This window comes from Psychromonas sp. B3M02, assembly GCF_003318165.1.
Lineage (GTDB): Bacteria > Pseudomonadota > Gammaproteobacteria > Enterobacterales > Psychromonadaceae > Psychromonas.
The window spans coordinates 1-17,638 of the sequence record NZ_QOCB01000001.1 but is presented as its reverse complement, the minus strand read 5'-3'; the positions used below and the strand labels follow the sequence as shown (position 1 = coordinate 17,638).

General features: G+C 39.3%; 15 protein-coding genes. 6 read left to right on the top strand and 9 right to left on the bottom strand.

The window, feature by feature from the left end; all coding sequences use genetic code 11:
* Positions 1-368: 368 nt before the first annotated feature.
* A complete protein-coding gene (locus tag DS885_RS00065) occupies positions 369-806 on the top strand; it encodes a MerR family transcriptional regulator (RefSeq protein WP_113817368.1) in 438 nt (145 codons plus the stop codon).
* Positions 807-819: 13 nt separating this feature from the next.
* Positions 820-945, top strand: coding sequence for a hypothetical protein (locus tag DS885_RS17685; protein WP_258546801.1), 126 nt, complete (start codon positions 820-822; stop codon positions 943-945).
* Between the two features lie 133 nt (positions 946-1,078).
* Here the strand turns inward: DS885_RS17685 and DS885_RS00060 are convergent, their stop codons facing one another.
* The 5 genes from DS885_RS00060 to purL all read right to left on the bottom strand — a co-directional run bounded on the left by DS885_RS00060 (position 1,079) and on the right by purL (position 10,575).
* Positions 1,079-1,264, bottom strand: a complete 186-nt coding sequence (locus tag DS885_RS00060; protein WP_113817367.1) for a DUF1289 domain-containing protein — start codon at positions 1,262-1,264, stop codon at positions 1,079-1,081.
* Between the two features lie 13 nt (positions 1,265-1,277).
* A complete protein-coding gene (locus DS885_RS00055; RefSeq protein ID WP_113817366.1) occupies positions 1,278-1,718 on the bottom strand; it encodes a hypothetical protein in 441 nt (146 codons plus the stop codon).
* A gap of 507 nt (positions 1,719-2,225) precedes the next feature.
* On the bottom strand, positions 2,226-3,704 hold the full coding sequence (gene cls / locus DS885_RS00050) for a cardiolipin synthase (protein WP_113817365.1): 1,479 nt from the start codon (positions 3,702-3,704) through the stop codon (positions 2,226-2,228).
* Between the two features lie 127 nt (positions 3,705-3,831).
* Complete coding sequence (locus DS885_RS00045; protein WP_113817364.1) at positions 3,832-6,534, bottom strand: sensor domain-containing protein; 2,703 nt, start codon at positions 6,532-6,534, stop codon at positions 3,832-3,834.
* A 144-nt stretch (positions 6,535-6,678) separates the two neighbouring features.
* Positions 6,679-10,575 carry a phosphoribosylformylglycinamidine synthase gene (purL, locus tag DS885_RS00040; protein ID WP_113817363.1) on the bottom strand — a complete coding sequence of 1,299 codons (3,897 nt, stop codon included), beginning with the start codon at positions 10,573-10,575 and terminating at the stop codon, positions 6,679-6,681.
* A 192-nt stretch (positions 10,576-10,767) separates the two neighbouring features.
* On the opposite strand from purL, the gene mltF reads away from it, so the two are divergent.
* The 3 genes from mltF to DS885_RS00025 all read left to right on the top strand — a co-directional run bounded on the left by mltF (position 10,768) and on the right by DS885_RS00025 (position 14,327).
* Entirely contained in the window at positions 10,768-12,585 is a 1,818-nt protein-coding gene (gene mltF / locus DS885_RS00035; protein WP_113817362.1) for a membrane-bound lytic murein transglycosylase MltF, read from the top strand.
* Positions 12,586-12,794: 209 nt separating this feature from the next.
* Entirely contained in the window at positions 12,795-13,211 is a 417-nt protein-coding gene (locus DS885_RS00030) for a CBS domain-containing protein (RefSeq protein WP_113817361.1), read from the top strand.
* Between the two features lie 174 nt (positions 13,212-13,385).
* Complete coding sequence (locus DS885_RS00025; protein WP_113817360.1) at positions 13,386-14,327, top strand: DMT family transporter; 942 nt, start codon at positions 13,386-13,388, stop codon at positions 14,325-14,327.
* 103 nt (positions 14,328-14,430) lie between these two features.
* Here DS885_RS00025 and DS885_RS17475 read toward each other — a convergent pair whose 3' ends face one another.
* From DS885_RS17475 to ndk, 4 genes are all read right to left on the bottom strand, one after another.
* On the bottom strand, positions 14,431-14,601 hold the full coding sequence (locus DS885_RS17475; RefSeq protein ID WP_181817662.1) for a hypothetical protein: 171 nt from the start codon (positions 14,599-14,601) through the stop codon (positions 14,431-14,433).
* The gene (tadA, locus tag DS885_RS00020; protein WP_113817359.1) at positions 14,576-15,094 is read right to left on the bottom strand and encodes a tRNA adenosine(34) deaminase TadA; all 519 of its coding nucleotides are present in this window, start codon (positions 15,092-15,094) and stop codon (positions 14,576-14,578) included. Before tadA ends, DS885_RS17475 begins: the two co-directional genes overlap by 26 nt.
* Positions 15,095-15,098: 4 nt before the next feature.
* Positions 15,099-15,971: a prepilin peptidase gene (locus tag DS885_RS00015; RefSeq protein WP_113817358.1), complete on the bottom strand. Its 873-nt coding sequence runs from the start codon at positions 15,969-15,971 to the stop codon at positions 15,099-15,101.
* 179 nt (positions 15,972-16,150) lie between these two features.
* Positions 16,151-16,579 (bottom strand): nucleoside-diphosphate kinase, encoded by a 429-nt coding sequence (ndk, locus tag DS885_RS00010; RefSeq protein WP_113817357.1) that lies wholly within the window; start codon positions 16,577-16,579, stop codon positions 16,151-16,153.
* Positions 16,580-16,728: 149 nt separating this feature from the next.
* On the opposite strand from ndk, the gene DS885_RS00005 reads away from it, so the two are divergent.
* Positions 16,729-17,601 carry an endonuclease/exonuclease/phosphatase family protein gene (locus tag DS885_RS00005; RefSeq protein WP_113817356.1) on the top strand — a complete coding sequence of 291 codons (873 nt, stop codon included), beginning with the start codon at positions 16,729-16,731 and terminating at the stop codon, positions 17,599-17,601.
* Positions 17,602-17,638 lie beyond the last annotated feature (37 nt).

The following is a 17,638-nucleotide window of genomic DNA, read 5'->3' as shown; positions in this document are numbered from 1 at the left end:
GTATTAAATAACTGATCTAAATTTTGCGCCGGAAAAATGGCTTAGTTTGAGGCGTAAGTTGATGTAAATGGTTGTTCCCTATACGAAACTTACAACGAAAAAATAAGTTGTTTTAACAAGTAAAATAGATCAGTTACTTACTATGATTGGTATTAACACAACACAAAAACCCGCAAGCTAAAAACAGGGTGCGCAGAGCTTAACCACTCATAGACTAACCTGACGGTTAATTCGCCATGCGCCCCTAAAAACAACTTAATTTACATGCGATGACAAAATGCGACGTTCAATATCAATTATTTTTGCTTTTATTTAAAAAACCTGCTGGACTCTGTACCTAGGTACAGAGTGTAGGATAGGAGCTATCGATGAATGAGAACAAACCAATTACCATTGGCGTACTGGCTAAAGCAGCCAATGTTGGCGTAGAAAAAATTCGCTACTACCAACGTAAAGCCATTATTGAGCAACCTAAAAAAGTGAATGGATTTCGTCATTACTCTAATGAAGATATTCGTGTCATTCGTTTGGTAAAAAAGCTTCAAGGCGTTGGTTTTTCCTTAGATGAAATTAAGGAGTTTCTCGTTTTCGATCATTGTTGTAGTGAGTCACGATCGGTTGTGAAGCATAAGTCGTTAACTAAAATTGAAGAAATTAAAACACAGATTTCTGAATTACAGACAACGATTAAAGCATTAAAAGTGTTTTCAAACTCTTGTGGATCAAACAAGAGCATAGAGACGGATTGTCATTTACTAGATTGTTTTGAAAATCAATGGCGGTGCTGTAGTACTGACCTAACCTAACTGGAGAATAAGCATGAGTGAAGTATGTAAATGTTGTGAAGACAAAAAAACACCAGAGTGTTGTTGTAATACAGACAGCTGTAAATGTGCAGAAAGCTGTGCTTGTGGTGATTGCTGTACTGATTCAGGTTGTTGCTAACCCCTTTAGCGATAACCTCTAAATAATCAAACTGCCTATCTATAATTAATGACTCTTTACAGAGCTAGATAGGCAGATTTTAACCAACTACCTCAACACATAATTGGTATAGTTTTTTAACTGCCTTTCCGATTTAGCTAATTTCCACCTTAATTTTTAGCATTCTTTTCTTAAGCTCTTTTTGCAGAATAGTCATGTTATAAGGTGTCATTGATTTCCATTTTTGACATTCATTTCTGGTTCTGCCACATCCCAAACACCAACCTTTACTCCCAGAAAAATCACATTGGTCAATACAAGGGCTTTTTCTTTTCTTCATCTTGATTCCCGCTTTATTGCACTTCAAGTAACACTTGATCAATGCTCTCTTCTAACACTCGAAGGCGGTTAAACTCTTCAAATAAACGTTGTTCAAGGTTTTTAAAATTAAGCGGTAAGGTACGTTGGCAAATACCATAGCTACTATCGAGCTTTTTGTAACCGTTCCAACTTTTAATGCGCTTCTCTTCTAACGCCATAAATTGACGAATAAACTCAGACTGAGAAGGACAATCTTCTTCAACGTGCATACAAATAGGAAAAGACTTTTGTTTAATTTGCGGACCTTCAATAAAGGTTTCAAAGTGGATACCACCTTGATTTTGATTAAACCAATTATGTTTAGAGAGTTGCATATAATTGCCACGATTATAAATTTCCCAACCATCATCAAACCAACTCGCTTTCTCGAGCATTTTTTCAAGGTTACGAAACACACCTTTTACATCTTTCATTAAATTAATTCTCATCCATTATTGCGTAAATTTGCATAAACATGCCTTTAAAAACAGCGCCACAAACTGCCAATCGAAATTCAAGCCAATAAAATATTATCAATCAACAAAAGTGAGATAACAAGGGATTCATTAAATGAGGCAGAAGAAGCGACATGTTGTAAACCACCAAGTAGGTTAAAGCTAGTCATCACATATTACGAAAAACAAACTCGATAAAAACCCCGCCGTTAGGTTTATCTCAAATGATGAATTGAATTTACCCAAACAAAGAAAAAGTAACACGCTGATATGGCGAAACCACTGCAAATAAATATGGAGTAGACCGGGCGAACGTAGATGAGCCAACCCAAATAAAGAAAAGTAACACGCTGACATGGCGAAATAGCTGTAAATAAATATGGCATAGACTCGACGAACGAAGATGAGCTAAAACACAATTAACATACTTTGTTACTTAGTTACTTAGTTACTGAGTTAGATAAACACTCATAACAAAATATCAACCTACAACAGTGGACTAAACAGGTATAACACACCTTCTAAAATACGTTTAAAGAAAGGACGCTTACGCCACTTCTCCAAAGTCAGCTGATTAGACGCTAACGTATAATGCATTTGTGCAGTCAGAAGCTCCCCTGCAAACTTCGGATTATCAATCAACATCGTCATCTCAAAATTTAACCAAAAACTACGTAGGTCTAGATTAACCGTCCCCACCAGCGCTAACTTTTCATCAATCACAATGCTTTTACTGTGTAACAAACCACCATAAAACTGATGGATCTCTACGCCTGCTTTTAATAAGTCTTCAAAGAAAGCACGTGATGCATACTTGACCATTAACGAGTCATTCTTAGCAGGTAAGATAATTTTCACGTCTACACCTCGCATTGATGCAACCTGTAAAGCTGTTAATAGACTTTCATCTGGCACGAAATAAGGAGAAGTTAATACCAAACTATATTTAGCTTCATAGATCGCTGTTAGCAATACTTGGTGAATACCTACTTTTCCGAACTCAGGCCCCGATGGAATAAGCTGCGAGTTTTCATCTCCCACTAAAGGAAACAGTGAACGATTCGCAGGTGGTAAAGCCAGACTCTGAGCTGTTTCTAAACTCCAATCCCAGATAAACAAGCCTTCCATATGTTGCACTATTGGGCCTTCACAACGCACCATTAAATCAATCCATTCACCAATGCCCTTCTCAACTTTAAAGTAAGCAGGGTCTACTAGGTTCATGCTGCCGGTATAGGCGATATGATCATCAATACAAACGAGTTTGCGATGTAAGCGTAAATCTTGGCGTTGGAATAACAGTCGGAATGCACCTACAGGTAAGCCCTCTACCACCTCGACTCCAGCTTTACGTAATTGAGCCGGTAAAATAGATTTAAAAAAGTCGCTACTGCCTACTGAATCTAACAATAACTTACAGGTAACACCACGTTGTGCCGCTGCTTTTAACTCCTCTAATAGTTTGTCTACTAAGCCACCGCTATTACAAATATAAAACATTAAATAACAATGCTTTTTAGCCTCTCTAATCTCTTTGGTTAGCTCTAATAGAATATCGTCCGTGGTGGTTAATAAGGTATGTTTATTTCCTTTCACCATGGGCATATTGGTGTAGGATTCAACAAAAGATTGCATTGAATGTGCATTTTCGCTGATTAACTCTTTATCTTGCTTGTAAGTATTTGCCTGCTCTTCTATCCACTTTAAAAACGCACCGGAAAGCAACTTTCGGCGCTTACTGCGCTTTGCTCCTAGGTTTAACTCACCAAAAATTAAGTATCCGATCATGCCGGCTAAAGGCACGGCAAAAATTAAAAATAACCAGGCAAGAGATACACCTATTGGCTTACGCTTAATGATCACGCGCAATGTAATTAACGTTAAAAAACTAAAATATAAGGTAGCAGAAAGCACAAGGTAAACCTCGCTTTCTAACCAGCTCATATTAATGTTTAGGTTTGGCATTACTATCCTATCGATGAAAATGAAAGTTAACCAGAATGGAGGTTAATGGGTTATGCGGATGGTATCAAAACTGCCACAATAGGATAGTTATTTTTAGCTAGCCTACTGTGGTCAAAGGGTAAGTCAGTTATTTACGTTTATGACATCTTAAGTAAAAGGTCGCTTCCGACGCGGTCATTGCCTCTTTAGGAGATTGGTTTTTATCTGATATAAATTGATGTTCGTTTATCAATTGCTCCCGAGGGTCACTTTCAATGGTGTCACCCACCACATCAATACCTAAAGAGTCCGCTAACACAAATACAGATTTAAGCATCGCCTCTCCAGCTAAATACCCCGGTACTCCTTGGATGAAGTGTTTAGATATTTTAAACTTATCAATATTAAGTTTATCAATAGAGTACAACACTGAGCGCTCTGCACCAAAACCATCAACGGTAAAGGAGATCCCTAAACGACTCAGATTTAAAAGATTATCTTGAATGGTATACAGGTCATTACTGAACAAGCTTTCTTCAATTTCAAACTCAAACCATCCCGCTTTAGCACCGGTATCCAAGAATATTTTCTGAATAGAGGCGATTAACGATAATTGCGATAACTCGGCTTTCGATAAATTGAGCGCAATTCGACCAAAATTGATCCCTGCATTATGCCACTTCATGGCTTGCTGAGCGGCTTTGGTAAACATATTCAAACCAAGTTCAGCCATCAAACCTGATTGCTCTGCTAACATTAAGAAACGCTCAGGTAATAAAGTACCATGTTCAGGATGATGCCATCTAAACACACACTCTACCGCAACAATTTGACGTTTATTTAAGTCATATTGAGGTTGGTAATAGACATCAAACTGATCCTCAGTAAGCGCTAATTTTAACTCATTCTCCAAGGCTAATTGGTGCGTAGAATTAATAGTTAATTCATTTGTGTAAAAGTGATAAGCGCTACTTTTATCATTTTTACTGCGGTACATGGCATTTTCCGCATTAGTTAAAATACTATCTACATCTGAACCATCATCAGGACAAATACTGATCCCGATGGAAGTCGTCAAATTAACTGCAATGCCTTCCATGGTAACCGTACCAGAGAACTGCTGAGCAATTTGGCGAGCAATTAACGCCACTACCTGTTCGTTTTCTAACTCTTCAATCACTAGTGCAAACTGGTCATCACTAACACGAGCAATAATATCTTTATCTGAAGCCAGCTCTTTAAGGCGTTTAGCAATACCTCTAAAGATAACATCACCTTTATTATGGCCATAACGCTCATTAACGGCTTTGATCCCCTTAATTTCGATATGTAAGACACCAATAGCGGTCTGTTTGTGATTAGCGCGGGCGATTGCTTTCTCTAGGTGAGTAAACAGTGCAATACGGTTATTTAATCCGGTCAGTGAATCATGTTTAGACAGGTATTGAATCTTCGCTTCGTAATCTTTGTTTTGCGTTAAATCAGTGAAAATAAATACACGGTTATTCATGTTGTCATCACCGTGTTTCACTTCATTTACTTCTAACCAGAAATAACCAAGATAACCCATCTTCGTATAGAAACGCACATTACCTTGCCACTTGCCCTCTTTTTTAAGCCCGACTTCAATATCATCAAATAGTGTACAAGAGTCAAAACCATCAGCAAAAGAGGTAATATTAACGTTGATCAGTTCCTCTTTTGAGTAACCAGAAACACTGAAACAAGCATCGTTAGCGGTGATCACTAATCCAGTATTATCTGTCACTAGGATACCATCACGGCTGTTTTCAAACACCACGTTGGTCAATCTTAGCTGCTTCTCGATCATGCTTTGCTCTGTGATATCACGACCAATAGCAAAGAGGCCTTGAACCTGACCATTCTTATCTCTTAATGGCACTTTTTGCATAAAGATAAAATGCTTTTCGCCATTGTTATAAGTTAAATATTCATTGCTTGCATAGCTTTCATTGTTGCTCATCACTTGAGCGTCTTGAGCCTGACACATTCTCGCCTGATTGATTTCAAACAGCTCATCATCTGCTTTACCGATAATCTCTGCTTCTGAACAACCAACAAATTTTTCGAACTGTTTATTACAACCAATGAAGCGACTATCTAGATCTTTAAAGAAGATAAGATCTTGAGATAAGTCAGCGGTAGCGCGCAACATGACACGCTCTTTCTCAACTTCAGCTTTAGCGGCCTTCATCTCTGAAATATCAAAGAGCATACCAACACGCATATTACAATCCAGGTCGACTTCTTCTCGTAATAAAAACTCACCTTGGTCACCACAACACTCTGTCAGATTGCACTCTAACACTAACGGTTGCGTGGATTTTCTTGTTTCATTTTCCTGCGTTAACTGCGCTTCAACGGTACAAGGTAAAAGCGACTGCAGTTGTTTACCAACCAAGTTGTCAGGGGTGTCTCCAAAAATATTAGAGAAATAAGAGTTACAAGCGATGATTAAACCATCATTACTTTTGTAATAAATAGGAATGCTAATACAGTTAAGCGTTGATTTAATTTCATCTGAAATACAATCTTTTGCTTTAGCGTCAGTAAAGCATGCGGACGTTGCATTGCCCTCTTCTTGGCTTGATAAATAGATACACTCTAATACAGGGTAAAGCTGTTTTATACGTTCTTTTAATCCCCCTGAGATAGGGACTTCACAAATGAAGTAATCGAAATATTGCTCTTGCAACATTTCCTCAAGACCATTAACACAATGACAGTGGGTAAGATTTGCTGCACCAAACGCTGTATTGATGGGTAATAAGGCTTTGACTAACTGTACATTATCACCTATGTATAAAACCTTACTGATTTGACTAGACAACCGAACTGCCCTCCATGACGAAACAATAACATTAACAAACTGCACTACTACAAATGCTTTGAGTTAATACCATTAATATAATAACAGTCGTTCATTAGAACACAAAAAGGGAGCTTTACGCTCCCTTTTATTGATTAATTATTTTTAACCTAATTGTTTGCGCACATTTCTGAACATACGCATCCATGGGCTATCTTCTTTCCATTCATCTGGATGCCAAGAGTTAGCAACCGTTCTGAATACACGCTCAGGGTGAGGCATCATGATAGTGACACGACCATCCTTAGACGTTAGACCCGTAATGCCATTTGGCGAACCATTTGGGTTAGATGGGTAAGTTTCCGTGTTATTACCGTAGTTATCGATAAAGCGTAATGCTACAGAGCCACTTGCTTCAATCGCAGCAAGGTGTGAGCTGTCTTTCACTTCCACACGACCTTCACCGTGAGACACTGCGATAGGCATTTGCGAACCCGCCATATCATTTAAGAATAGCGAGTTAGATTTTTGTACTTCTACTAAACTAAAGCGTGCTTCAAAACGCTCTGAGTTATTGCGTACAAAACGCGGCCATAGATCAGATCCCGGAATTAACTCATTCAGGTTTGATAACATCTGACAACCGTTACACACACCTAATGCAAATGAGTTTTCACGCTCAAAGAAAGTTTGGAACTGATTACGCGCCTGCTCATTGAACAGAATAGACTTAGCCCAACCTTCACCAGCACCTAGTACGTCACCGTAAGAGAAACCACCACAAGCGACTAAACCAGCAAAGCTATCTAATTGAACATTACCCGATAGGATATCACTCATATGTACGTCAATCGCAGAGAAACCAGCACGGTTAAAGGCTGCTGCCATCTCTTGTTGCGAGTTAACACCTTGCTCACGCAAGATAGCCATACGCGGTTTAACACCTTTAGCAATATAAGGCGCTGCAACATCTTCATTGATATCAAACGTTAACTTAGTTGATAGACCAGGATCTTTATCATCTAATTTAAGGTCAAACTCTTGTTGTGCACATTCAGAGTTATCACGTAATGATTGCATTTTCAGTGTTGTTTCAGCCCAAATACCACGGAACTCAGCACGTTTAGCAGTTAAGACTTCAACACCATCACGTAGGAATTCAATTTGGTCTGTCTCATTGATTGAACCAATCACTAATGAGTTAGACGATAAACCGTGTCCAGCCAAGGTATTTAGTACTGCTTCTTTATCTTCACGTTTAACCTGAATGACCGCACCTAACTCTTCCGAGTACAATGCAGAGAAATCATTACTACCCACTTGATCAAGCTTAACAGTTACACCACAGTGTCCAGCAAAGGCCATTTCAGTGATTGTTGAGAATAAACCACCGTCACTTCTATCGTGATAAGCTAATAGTTTCTTATCAGCTAATAAACTTTGCACTGAGTTAAAGAAGCCTTTTAACAATTCAGGGCTATCTAGATCCGGCGTTGTTTCACCTAACTGTTTGTAAACTTGTGCTAGTGATGAACCACCTAAACGGTTTTTACCATTACCTAAGTCGATTAGGATCAGGTCAGTTTCACCTTGGTCTGTACGTAATTGCGGTGTCACCGTATTACGGATGTCACGTACCGCACCAAATGCAGTGATGATTAATGATAATGGTGATGTCACCTCTTTATCGCTACCATCTTCTTCCTGCCAGCGTGTTTTCATTGACATTGAATCTTTACCTACTGGAATAGTAAGCTCTAATTCAGGACATAACTCTTCGCCAACCGCTTTCACTGCTTCGTATAAACCAGCATCTTCACCAGGGTGACCCGTTGCAGACATCCAGTTAGCAGAGAGTTTAATGCGTTTGAAATCACCAATATCAGAACAAGCGATATTAGTAATTGATTCAGCCACTGCTAAACGAGCAGACGCACCAAAGTTAAGTAATGCAACTGGCGTACGTTCACCCAGCGCCATTGACTCACCAAAGTATGTATCGTAACTCGCTGCTGTTACCGCACAATCGGCAACAGGTACCTGCCAAGGACCAACCATTTGATCACGCGCGACTAAACCCGTTACAGTACGGTCACCGATGGTGATCAAGAAGGTTTTTTCTGCGATTGAAGGTAGACGTAATAAACGTTCTGCCGCTTCTTTCACACTAGCGCCAGATAGGTCTAATGCTTTACCTTTAGCCGTTTGTGATTGAACATCACGGTGCATTTTAGGCGCTTTACCCAATAACACTTCTAATGGCATATCGATGGGTTTGTTGTCAAACTCAGGATCGTTTAGTGTTAAATGTAGTTCTTCAGTAGCCGTACCAATCACCGCGTATTGTGCACGTTCACGCTTACAAATCGCTTCAAAAGTAGCTAGGTTTTCAGGCTTAACTGCCATTACGTAACGTTCTTGAGATTCATTACACCAGATTTCATGTGGTGCCATGCTCTTCTCATCGTTTGGAATTGCACGTAAATCGAAGATTCCACCACGGCCGCCATCATCCACTAATTCAGGCATCGCGTTAGATAAACCACCCGCACCTACATCGTGAATAAATTGAATTGGGTTATTTTCCCCCATCTGCCAACAACGATCGATCACTTCCTGACAACGACGTTCCATTTCTGGATTTTCACGTTGTACTGAAGCAAAATCTAAGTTTTCTGAAGAAGCACCTGAATCCATTGAAGAAGCAGCACCACCACCTAAACCAATGTTCATAGCAGGGCCACCTAACACGATCAATTTCGCGCCAACTGGAATATCTTTTTTCTGCACATGTTCACGGCGAATGTTACCTAAACCACCAGCAAGCATAATTGGCTTGTGGTAACCACGGATCTCGCTACCGTTATGGCTATCTACCTTCTCTTCATAGGTACGGAAGTAACCCAGGATATTAGGACGGCCAAACTCATTGTTGAATGCTGCACCACCTAACGGTGCTTCTAACATAATGTCTAAAGCTGACACAATACGGCTTGGCTTACCAAAATCAGTTTCCCATGCTTGCTCAAAGCTTGGAATACGTAAGTTAGACACAGAGAAACCCACTAAACCAGCTTTAGGTTTAGAGCCGATACCTGTTGCGCCTTCATCACGGATTTCACCACCAGAGCCCGTTGCAGCACCTGGGAATGGCGAGATAGCCGTTGGATGGTTATGTGTTTCAACCTTCATTAAGATATCGATATCTTCGTGATGGTAACCAAATTCACGGTCATCAACACTTGGGAAGAAACGCCCTGCTTGGTAACCTTCCATTACCGCGGCATTATCTTTATAAGCAGACAACACATGCTCTGGGTGTAATTCGTGTGTGTTACGAATCATTTTGAATAATGATTTAGGCTGTTTTTGACCATCGATGGTCCAATCAGCATTAAATATTTTGTGACGACAATGCTCTGAGTTTGCCTGTGCAAACATCATTAGTTCGATATCGTTAGGGTTACGTTCTAACTTAATAAAGTTTTCAACTAAGTAATCGATTTCATCATCGGCAAGTGCTAAACCTAAGTTCACATTGGCAGTTTCTAATGCGCTACGGCCTTCACCTAACACATCAACACTGGTCATTTTGCCTGGCGTACCTTGTACAAATAAAGTCGCCGCATCTTCCAACGACGTTAACACTACTTCCATCATGCGGTCATGCAATAGGCTAGTTAACGCTTGAATTTGTTGTTCATTTAACTCTGTTTTAGTTTCAACGTAATAAGCGATACCACGCTCTAAACGTTTTAATTTGGTAAGACCACAATTTTTAGCAATGTCCGTTGCTTTTGAAGACCAAGGCGAAATAGTGCCTGGGCGTGGTGTAACAAATAACAAAGTGCCCACTGGGTCATGCTCTGCAATTTTAGGTCCGTAAGTTAATAGCTTTTGTAATACAGCTAACTCTTGGTCATTTAAAGAATCAGATAGATCTGCAGCATGCATAAATTCAGCATAAATGCCTGTTACAGGTAAATCTAACACTTCACAGTTTTTCAACAACTGGTTAACACGAAATGTCGATAAGGCAGGTGCCCCACGCAAAATTTCCATAGGTTATTACTCTCGTTGGATAAATAAATGAACTTGGGTTTAGCTCAATATTATAAAAGAAAAGCATTTTTTATTAAATAGAAACACTCTATAGTCTGTCATAAATAAACCTGATAATTGGTAAATAAATAGATATTTAAATCGTTTCTTGGATAATCTACCAATTCGACTCACTGGATCGGCTACACTTTTATGAATAAACCTGTTTTTCTCACTGCTATAACGTTTAAGTTACAGCTGTTTTTTAGCGCCATTTTTCTCTTTTTGTTAACCGCTTGTAACCCGGTCACTCCAACAACAGATCTTGAAGATATGCAGGCACGTCAGACGTTAATTATGGGCACCATGAATAGCGCGCTGACCTACAGTTTTGACGGTGATAATTACAGTGGTTTAGATTACGAGCTAGGTAAAAAATTTGCTAAGTATTTACACCTTAAATTAATCATCAAAGAATATGACGATCTAGACTCGCTATTTTCAGCTTTAGAAGACAATGAAATTGATTTTGCAGGGGCAGGATTAACCTTAACGCCCAAGCGAGCAGAGAAATATCGTAGCTCTCCACCTTATTACTATTTATCGCAAACCTTGGTTTATCACAAAGGTACCTACCGTCCTCGTGATATTGCAGATATCGACGCCCCAGTTAATGTATTAAAAGGCAGTAGTCATGAAGAGAATATTAAAGCTTCGTTAGTTGATCACCCTGACCTAGTCATTAATGTCTTAGAAAATGAAGATCAAGAGTCGCTACTACAAAAGGTCGCTCAAAAAGAGATTAGATATGCGATTGTTGACAGTACTACCTTGGCACAAAAACAACGCTATTATCCAGCGCTTGCCGAAGCCTTCACTATTTATGAAAAACAACCTGTCGCTTGGTTAATTCGTAAAGCACAAGATGACTCTTTGTATTCCGCTATGATTGAGTTTATGGGTAATCAATATAACTCAGGCACCATTGCTAAAGTGGAAGAGAAATACTTTGGTCATATCGGTGATTTTGATTACGTAGATACCCGTATTTTCTTAAAACGCATTGATAGCCGCTTACCTAAATATGAAACTTTATTTAAACAATATGCCACCCCTGAAGTGCCTTGGTTGTTGCTCGCATCAATCAGTTACCAAGAGTCACATTGGAATCCGAAAGCGACGTCACCAACGGGTGTACGAGGCATGATGATGCTGACCCTAGATACCGCTAAATTTGTTGGGATTAAAAACCGTTTGAACGCCGAGCAAAGCATTCAAGGTGGTGCGAAATACCTCACGCAATTAATTAAACGATTACCGGAAAGTATTCCAGAAGATGAACGAATTTGGTTTGCATTGGCTTCCTACAATATTGGTTTAGGCCACTTGCTAGATGTTCGTAGGATCACCAAAATGAAAGGTCAAAATCCAGATTCATGGGCAGAAGTGAAAGAAAACCTACCACTACTCCATGAACGAAAATGGTACACCAAAACCCGTTACGGCTATGCCCGAGGCCGAGAAGCTAAACATTATGTTGATAATATTCGAGAATATTTAGAAACCTTAACCTGGCATGCACAAGAGCAAGAAAAAGCCTTAAAATTAGCAGAAGAACAAAAAGCGGAAGAAGCAAGATTAGCCGCCATTGCTAAAGCTGAAGAGGAAAGGTTAGCTGCGATTGAGCTAGAAAAGCAAAAGAAACTTGAAGAAGAAGCCTTAGCTGAAGAACAACGCCAAGCTGCAATTGAAGCTGAAAATCAAGCTAGAATAATAGCTGATAAAGAAGCCAAGAAGCAAGCAGAGTTAGCTGCTGAAAAAGCCAAACAAGCAGCCTTAGAAGCAGCGGAAAAAGCCAAAGCTGATGCGGCGGCTAAACTAGCTGCGGAGCAAAAAGCTGAAGCAGAAGCAGCCGCGAAACTAGCTGCGGAGCAAAAAGCTGAAGCAGCCGCAAAACTAGCCGCTGAGAAAAAAGCAGAAGTTGAGGCTAAATTAGCTGAAGAGCAAACAGAAACAACTGATACCCCATAATTAAATAAAACCGCTGAGAGGAGAACAATCCTCTCAGCTTCCCCTCATAAATTCATACTCCATCACCTTCGAAATGAAACATTTCTCAAAGCTTCAAACAAATAAAAACATAAAACCTATCAATTTAATAAAAACAATCGACTTAGACAATCTTAAAGTTTGCTTTAAGATGCTCTTCATAAACTCTCAATAAAGATAAGGGCACTTCCATGAGCAAAAAAACAGTTAGCCAAATAATGCACAACAAACCAATCACATTACAGTGTCACACCTCGCTAACTGATATCGTTAAAACATTGATTAGTAGCCAACAATCACAGTTGCCAGTAGTTAATGTAGATAAGAAGCTACTTGGAATGGTATCCCTCATTGGTTGTCAAAAAGCATTATTAAGCAGTGCTTACCATTGTGATAAACCGGTACAAGTTGATAACGTGATGACCACAAGCTTTAGTACATTTAATGCCGATGAAGATCTTTCTGAAGTGGCAATTAAAACTCAGCACTTATCAGATAACATTTTTCCCGTTGTCAAAGGTGACAAACTTATCGGTATTATGAAGCGAACAGATTTACTGACACATTTACAAAATAACTTGTCTCTGTGCTCACAAAAACAGCTATAAATTAATAAAATAAAAAGCCAGCGTTGAAGTGTTTGTTCTACAAACAGATCAAACACTTAGAAAGTCCCATCTTTGATTTATCCCAACCAAGGCCACGATAGCAAAATAGTTTACTGTACAAATGGGTTAAAAATAGGCAGAGTGCTCACCCTTTTTATTTTAAGAGCAACATCAATGAACGTAATTTTGGCAATGGTAGCTGCATTTTTTTGGGGTACAACCTATGCAGTCACACAGTACACTTTATCGGGATGGCCTCCTCTCTTATTAGGCGCCTTACGTGCATTGCCAGCAGGATTATTACTGATTGCCTTTAAACCTAACTTACCAAAGCCAAAAGAGTGGCCTGTATTAATACGCTTAGGTTGTATCAACATCGCGCTCTTTTTCGGCCTATTATTTATTATGGCGCAAACATTGCCGTCAGCTATTTCTGGTGTAGGCATGGTTTCTTTACCTGTTTTTGCGATGTTTTATTATTGGCTAGTGCATAAGAATACGCCGACTAAAGTACAACTAATTTCAGGTGCTACACTCATCACACTCGCTTGGTTGTTATTTGATCCCTTGCACCTCAAACTGAACCCTGTTGGTTTAGTTGCCATGTTATGTGCGCTGGGTTGTATTGTGATTGGCAGCAATATAACGAAAAGCCTAGGCTTAAAAATGCATTGGTGGCCGGTATTATGTTGGCAGTTAATTATAGGTGGTAGTATTTTAACCGTGATCGCAATAATGCATGCTTTATCTTCACCAGCTCAATACCTTACTGCATTACAGAATATTAGTCCGCTAAATATTGGCGGATTAATTTGGTTGATCGTACTTAATACCATGTTGGCTTACACCTTATATGTCTGGATGTTAAGTAGAATGACAGTCGTCGAGTTTACCTTTGCAGGAATCAGTAACCCGATTGCCGGGATCTTGATGGGATTATTATTAGTCGGGGAGAAATTTAGCTCTACACAATATTTGTTAATGGGATTGATCATACTGACATCATTATCAGGATCTTTATTAAGTACTTATTTCGCCAAAAAACAAGCGAACAAACAAACGAATAAAACCATTATTAATAATGAAATTAAGCCTACAGCGACTAAATCCATTTAAGTACACAACAAAAAACGCCTTTATTCTCAAATGAATAAAGGCGTTATAACCTATGATGCAATGCCGTATTTATGCCTTATTGATTCCCCAGACCTGGGTCTGGTTAATCTTTCTTTTCAATAGTAACTTGAATATGCTTACTGTTTCCTGCAAACCACTTTTGTAGATATAAACTGCCAACTATAGGCGCTTGTCCATCTTCCGGCACTTCTTTGTAGCGTACACTGTTCTTGGTTTCTTTTTCTATTTCAAAATTCACCACTTTGCTGCTCATTCTTTTGCTCCTTTTTGAGTGCTTTTTTCTCTTTACGACGTCGCTTAAAAAAATCACTTATTTTTGTGGCACATTGCTCAGCATCAACACCAGCAGTCACCTCGACTTGATGATTTAATTGTTCATTGCGCACTAAATCAAACACACTCCCCGCTGCGCCAGTTTTATAATCTCCAGCACCATAAACTAAGCGCTTAATACGAGAATGTACAATCGCTCCTGCACACATAGGGCAAGGCTCTAAAGTCACATACAAAGTGCAATCAATAAGGCGGTAGTTTTGTAAATATTGTCCAGCCTTGGCAATGGCATTCACCTCGGCGTGGGCACAAGCATTATGTTCGATAATCGATAAGTTCCACCCTTCTCCAACAATTTGATTATCTTTAACCAACACAGCACCAACCGGGATCTCACCTAATGCTTCAGCTTTATCAGCTAAGGTTAATGCGTATTGCATCCAGTCATGGTCAGTATAATGTTCAGTATTCATGGGATTAAAGAATCAATGATAGATAGAGATCAGTCAGTTGCACGCCGTAAACTAAATAAACCCAACCAGCTATCGCTAAGTATGGTCCAAAAGGCATAGGTTTACTTTGTTTATCCTTAGAGGTGGCGATCATAATGATACCGAGAATGGCACCAGCGAACGAAGAAAGAATAATAATTAAAGGCAGTGCTTGCCAGCCAAACCATGCGCCTAATGCAGCTAGTAACTTAAAATCACCGTATCCCATGCCCTCCTTGCCCGTCAGAAGCTTAAACGCCCAATAGATTGACCAAAGGGTCAAGTAACCAAAAACGGCGCCTAAAACAGCATCCTGGAGCCCTGTGAAGGTACCAGACATATTCACCAGTAAACCTAACCATACTAGAGGTAAAGTTAACTGATCAGGCAAAAGCATGGTATCGACATCAATGAAAGTTAAACTGATCAGTGTCCAAGTGAACAATAATGCAAATAAAACAGGCCAACCAAAAGGGATAATATAAGCGACTGCTAATGACATTAAGCCAGTTAATAGCTCTATACTTGGATAACGCGCAGGAATTTTGCAGTCACAGTGCTTGCAACGGCCTTTTTGTAGCAACCAGCTAACTAAAGGAATATTTTCCAGCGAGCCAATTAAGTGGTTACACTTAGGACAACGAGAACGAGGCAGGACTAAATTAAAGGTGGAATCATCGACTTTGATATTACTATCGGGAAAGGTTTCTGCACAATCTGCTTCCCAACTTCGCTGCATCATGACAGGTAAGCGATAAATCACAACATTCAAAAATGAACCAACCAATAAACCTAAGATTAAAACAAACCCAAAATAGAAAGAGGGAACTTGTTCCATCAATGTGATCACGTCACTCATAAATGCCTTAATTATTATTGTTATAGATTATGCGGATAAATAGTAAGTATCATCAAGAGAATTAATAATGACGATACTGACTATAGGTGATCATTCACAGTGATTAATCTGCTGGCAGGAGGTTATTAAACAAAAGATACCTTTAGCCATATTAACCGATATGAAGGATATCAAATTGCTTATGCTTTAACGCAAATCTCTTCATCAACAAAGAAGTAAGCAATTTCACGCGCAGCAGACTCTGGGCTATCAGAACCATGTACCGCATTTAAACGTGTAGACTCCGCAAAGTCCGCACGAATAGTACCAGCAGCTGCTTGTGTTGGGTCAGTTTTACCAATTAACTCACGGTAAGCTGGAATGATATCTTCACCCTGTAATACCAATGCCATGGTTGGACCTGATGTCATGAACTCAATTAATGGTTCATAAAAATCACGGCCTTCATGTTCAGCATAAAATCCCTCAGCTTGTTCACGTGTTAATTGCATTAGTTTTGCAGCAACAACAGTAAAACCTGCTTGTTCAAATCGTTGTAAGATCGTGCCAATTAGTTGTTTACCAACAGCATCAGGTTTAATCATGGAAAGTGTTCTTTCTAATGGCATAATAGTTTCTTAAATTAGTTAATGGGATTCATAATATACCCTGTATAGACACTGGCTATCAATAACAACCTGAGCATACAGAACCAATATCACATTTCCTTCATACAGATGGGCATTTATCGTGCAGTTTTTATTTAAGGCAAAACAAAATGCGAGTTAATTTTAGTAGAAAACAGATCATCACTTCCCTGATCATAATAGTGACGATCTCTTTATGGTTTGCGATTAGTCCTTCATTACTTCATTCACCAAATGAAACGACTATTATTAATCAACAACAAAGGTACTTTACGGCAACCTGCCCCGCCTTCAATGATCAATCCATCAATAATCCCAACAAGGTGTTACCTAGTACCTTTTCTTTATTAAACTGGAATATCTATAAACAGCAGAGTGTTGGATGGGATACTCAATTAAACAAATGGGCAACACAAGTTGATTTAATTACTTTACAAGAGGCCAAATATAACAGCACCTTGATAAGCTTTGCACAGCAACAAAATTTATCCAGCTTACAAAATGTGGCCTTTCAATATCAGCAGCTCAATTACGGAGTAAACACCTTAAGCCGAGTATCTGCACAACAATTATGTGGCACGCTTTATACTGAACCTTGGAGCCGTATCCCTAAAAGTGCCTTGGCATCAACTTACCCGATGCAAGGAACGACAGATACCTTATTGTTAGTGAACCTACATGCAGTGAATTTCACTCTCACTACAACACCATTAACCGAACAATTAAGCCCTTACCTCACCTTAATTAAAACTCATCAAGGCCCAATGATCGTTACCGGTGATTTTAATACATGGAGCGAAGCTCGAACATCGGCGGTTGTTAAAGCATTAACAGAATTAGCGTTAAATGAAGTGACTTTTACCACGGATAACAGGCTGAAGATATTTGATAAGCCCTTAGACCATGTTTTTTATAGCGGCTTAACTGTCACCAATGCACGAAGTATTCCTACTAATGCATCCGATCACACACCTCAACTAGTGACTTTTCAATTGAGCAATTGACTAGGTTATACCAATTTTATTAAATAACTGATCTAAA

What these genes read in the sequence shown, in the direction of transcription:
- purL (WP_113817363.1), bottom strand. Translation starts at nt 10,575, where the DNA reads ATGGAAATTTTGCGTGGGGCACCTGCCTTATCGACATTTCGTGTTAAC.
- DS885_RS00005 (WP_113817356.1), top strand. Translation starts at nt 16,729, where the DNA reads ATGCGAGTTAATTTTAGTAGAAAACAGATCATCACTTCCCTGATCATA.
- DS885_RS17475 (WP_181817662.1), bottom strand. Translation starts at nt 14,601, where the DNA reads ATGAGCAGCAAAGTGGTGAATTTTGAAATAGAAAAAGAAACCAAGAAC.
- mltF (WP_113817362.1), top strand. Translation starts at nt 10,768, where the DNA reads ATGAATAAACCTGTTTTTCTCACTGCTATAACGTTTAAGTTACAGCTG.
- DS885_RS17685 (WP_258546801.1), top strand. Translation starts at nt 820, where the DNA reads ATGAGTGAAGTATGTAAATGTTGTGAAGACAAAAAAACACCAGAGTGT.
- cls (WP_113817365.1), bottom strand. Translation starts at nt 3,704, where the DNA reads ATGCCAAACCTAAACATTAATATGAGCTGGTTAGAAAGCGAGGTTTAC.
- DS885_RS00030 (WP_113817361.1), top strand. Translation starts at nt 12,795, where the DNA reads ATGAGCAAAAAAACAGTTAGCCAAATAATGCACAACAAACCAATCACA.
- tadA (WP_113817359.1), bottom strand. Translation starts at nt 15,094, where the DNA reads ATGAATACTGAACATTATACTGACCATGACTGGATGCAATACGCATTA.
- DS885_RS00060 (WP_113817367.1), bottom strand. Translation starts at nt 1,264, where the DNA reads ATGAAGAAAAGAAAAAGCCCTTGTATTGACCAATGTGATTTTTCTGGG.
- ndk (WP_113817357.1), bottom strand. Translation starts at nt 16,579, where the DNA reads ATGCCATTAGAAAGAACACTTTCCATGATTAAACCTGATGCTGTTGGT.
- DS885_RS00055 (WP_113817366.1), bottom strand. Translation starts at nt 1,718, where the DNA reads ATGAAAGATGTAAAAGGTGTGTTTCGTAACCTTGAAAAAATGCTCGAG.
- DS885_RS00065 (WP_113817368.1), top strand. Translation starts at nt 369, where the DNA reads ATGAATGAGAACAAACCAATTACCATTGGCGTACTGGCTAAAGCAGCC.
- DS885_RS00015 (WP_113817358.1), bottom strand. Translation starts at nt 15,971, where the DNA reads ATGAGTGACGTGATCACATTGATGGAACAAGTTCCCTCTTTCTATTTT.
- DS885_RS00025 (WP_113817360.1), top strand. Translation starts at nt 13,386, where the DNA reads ATGAACGTAATTTTGGCAATGGTAGCTGCATTTTTTTGGGGTACAACC.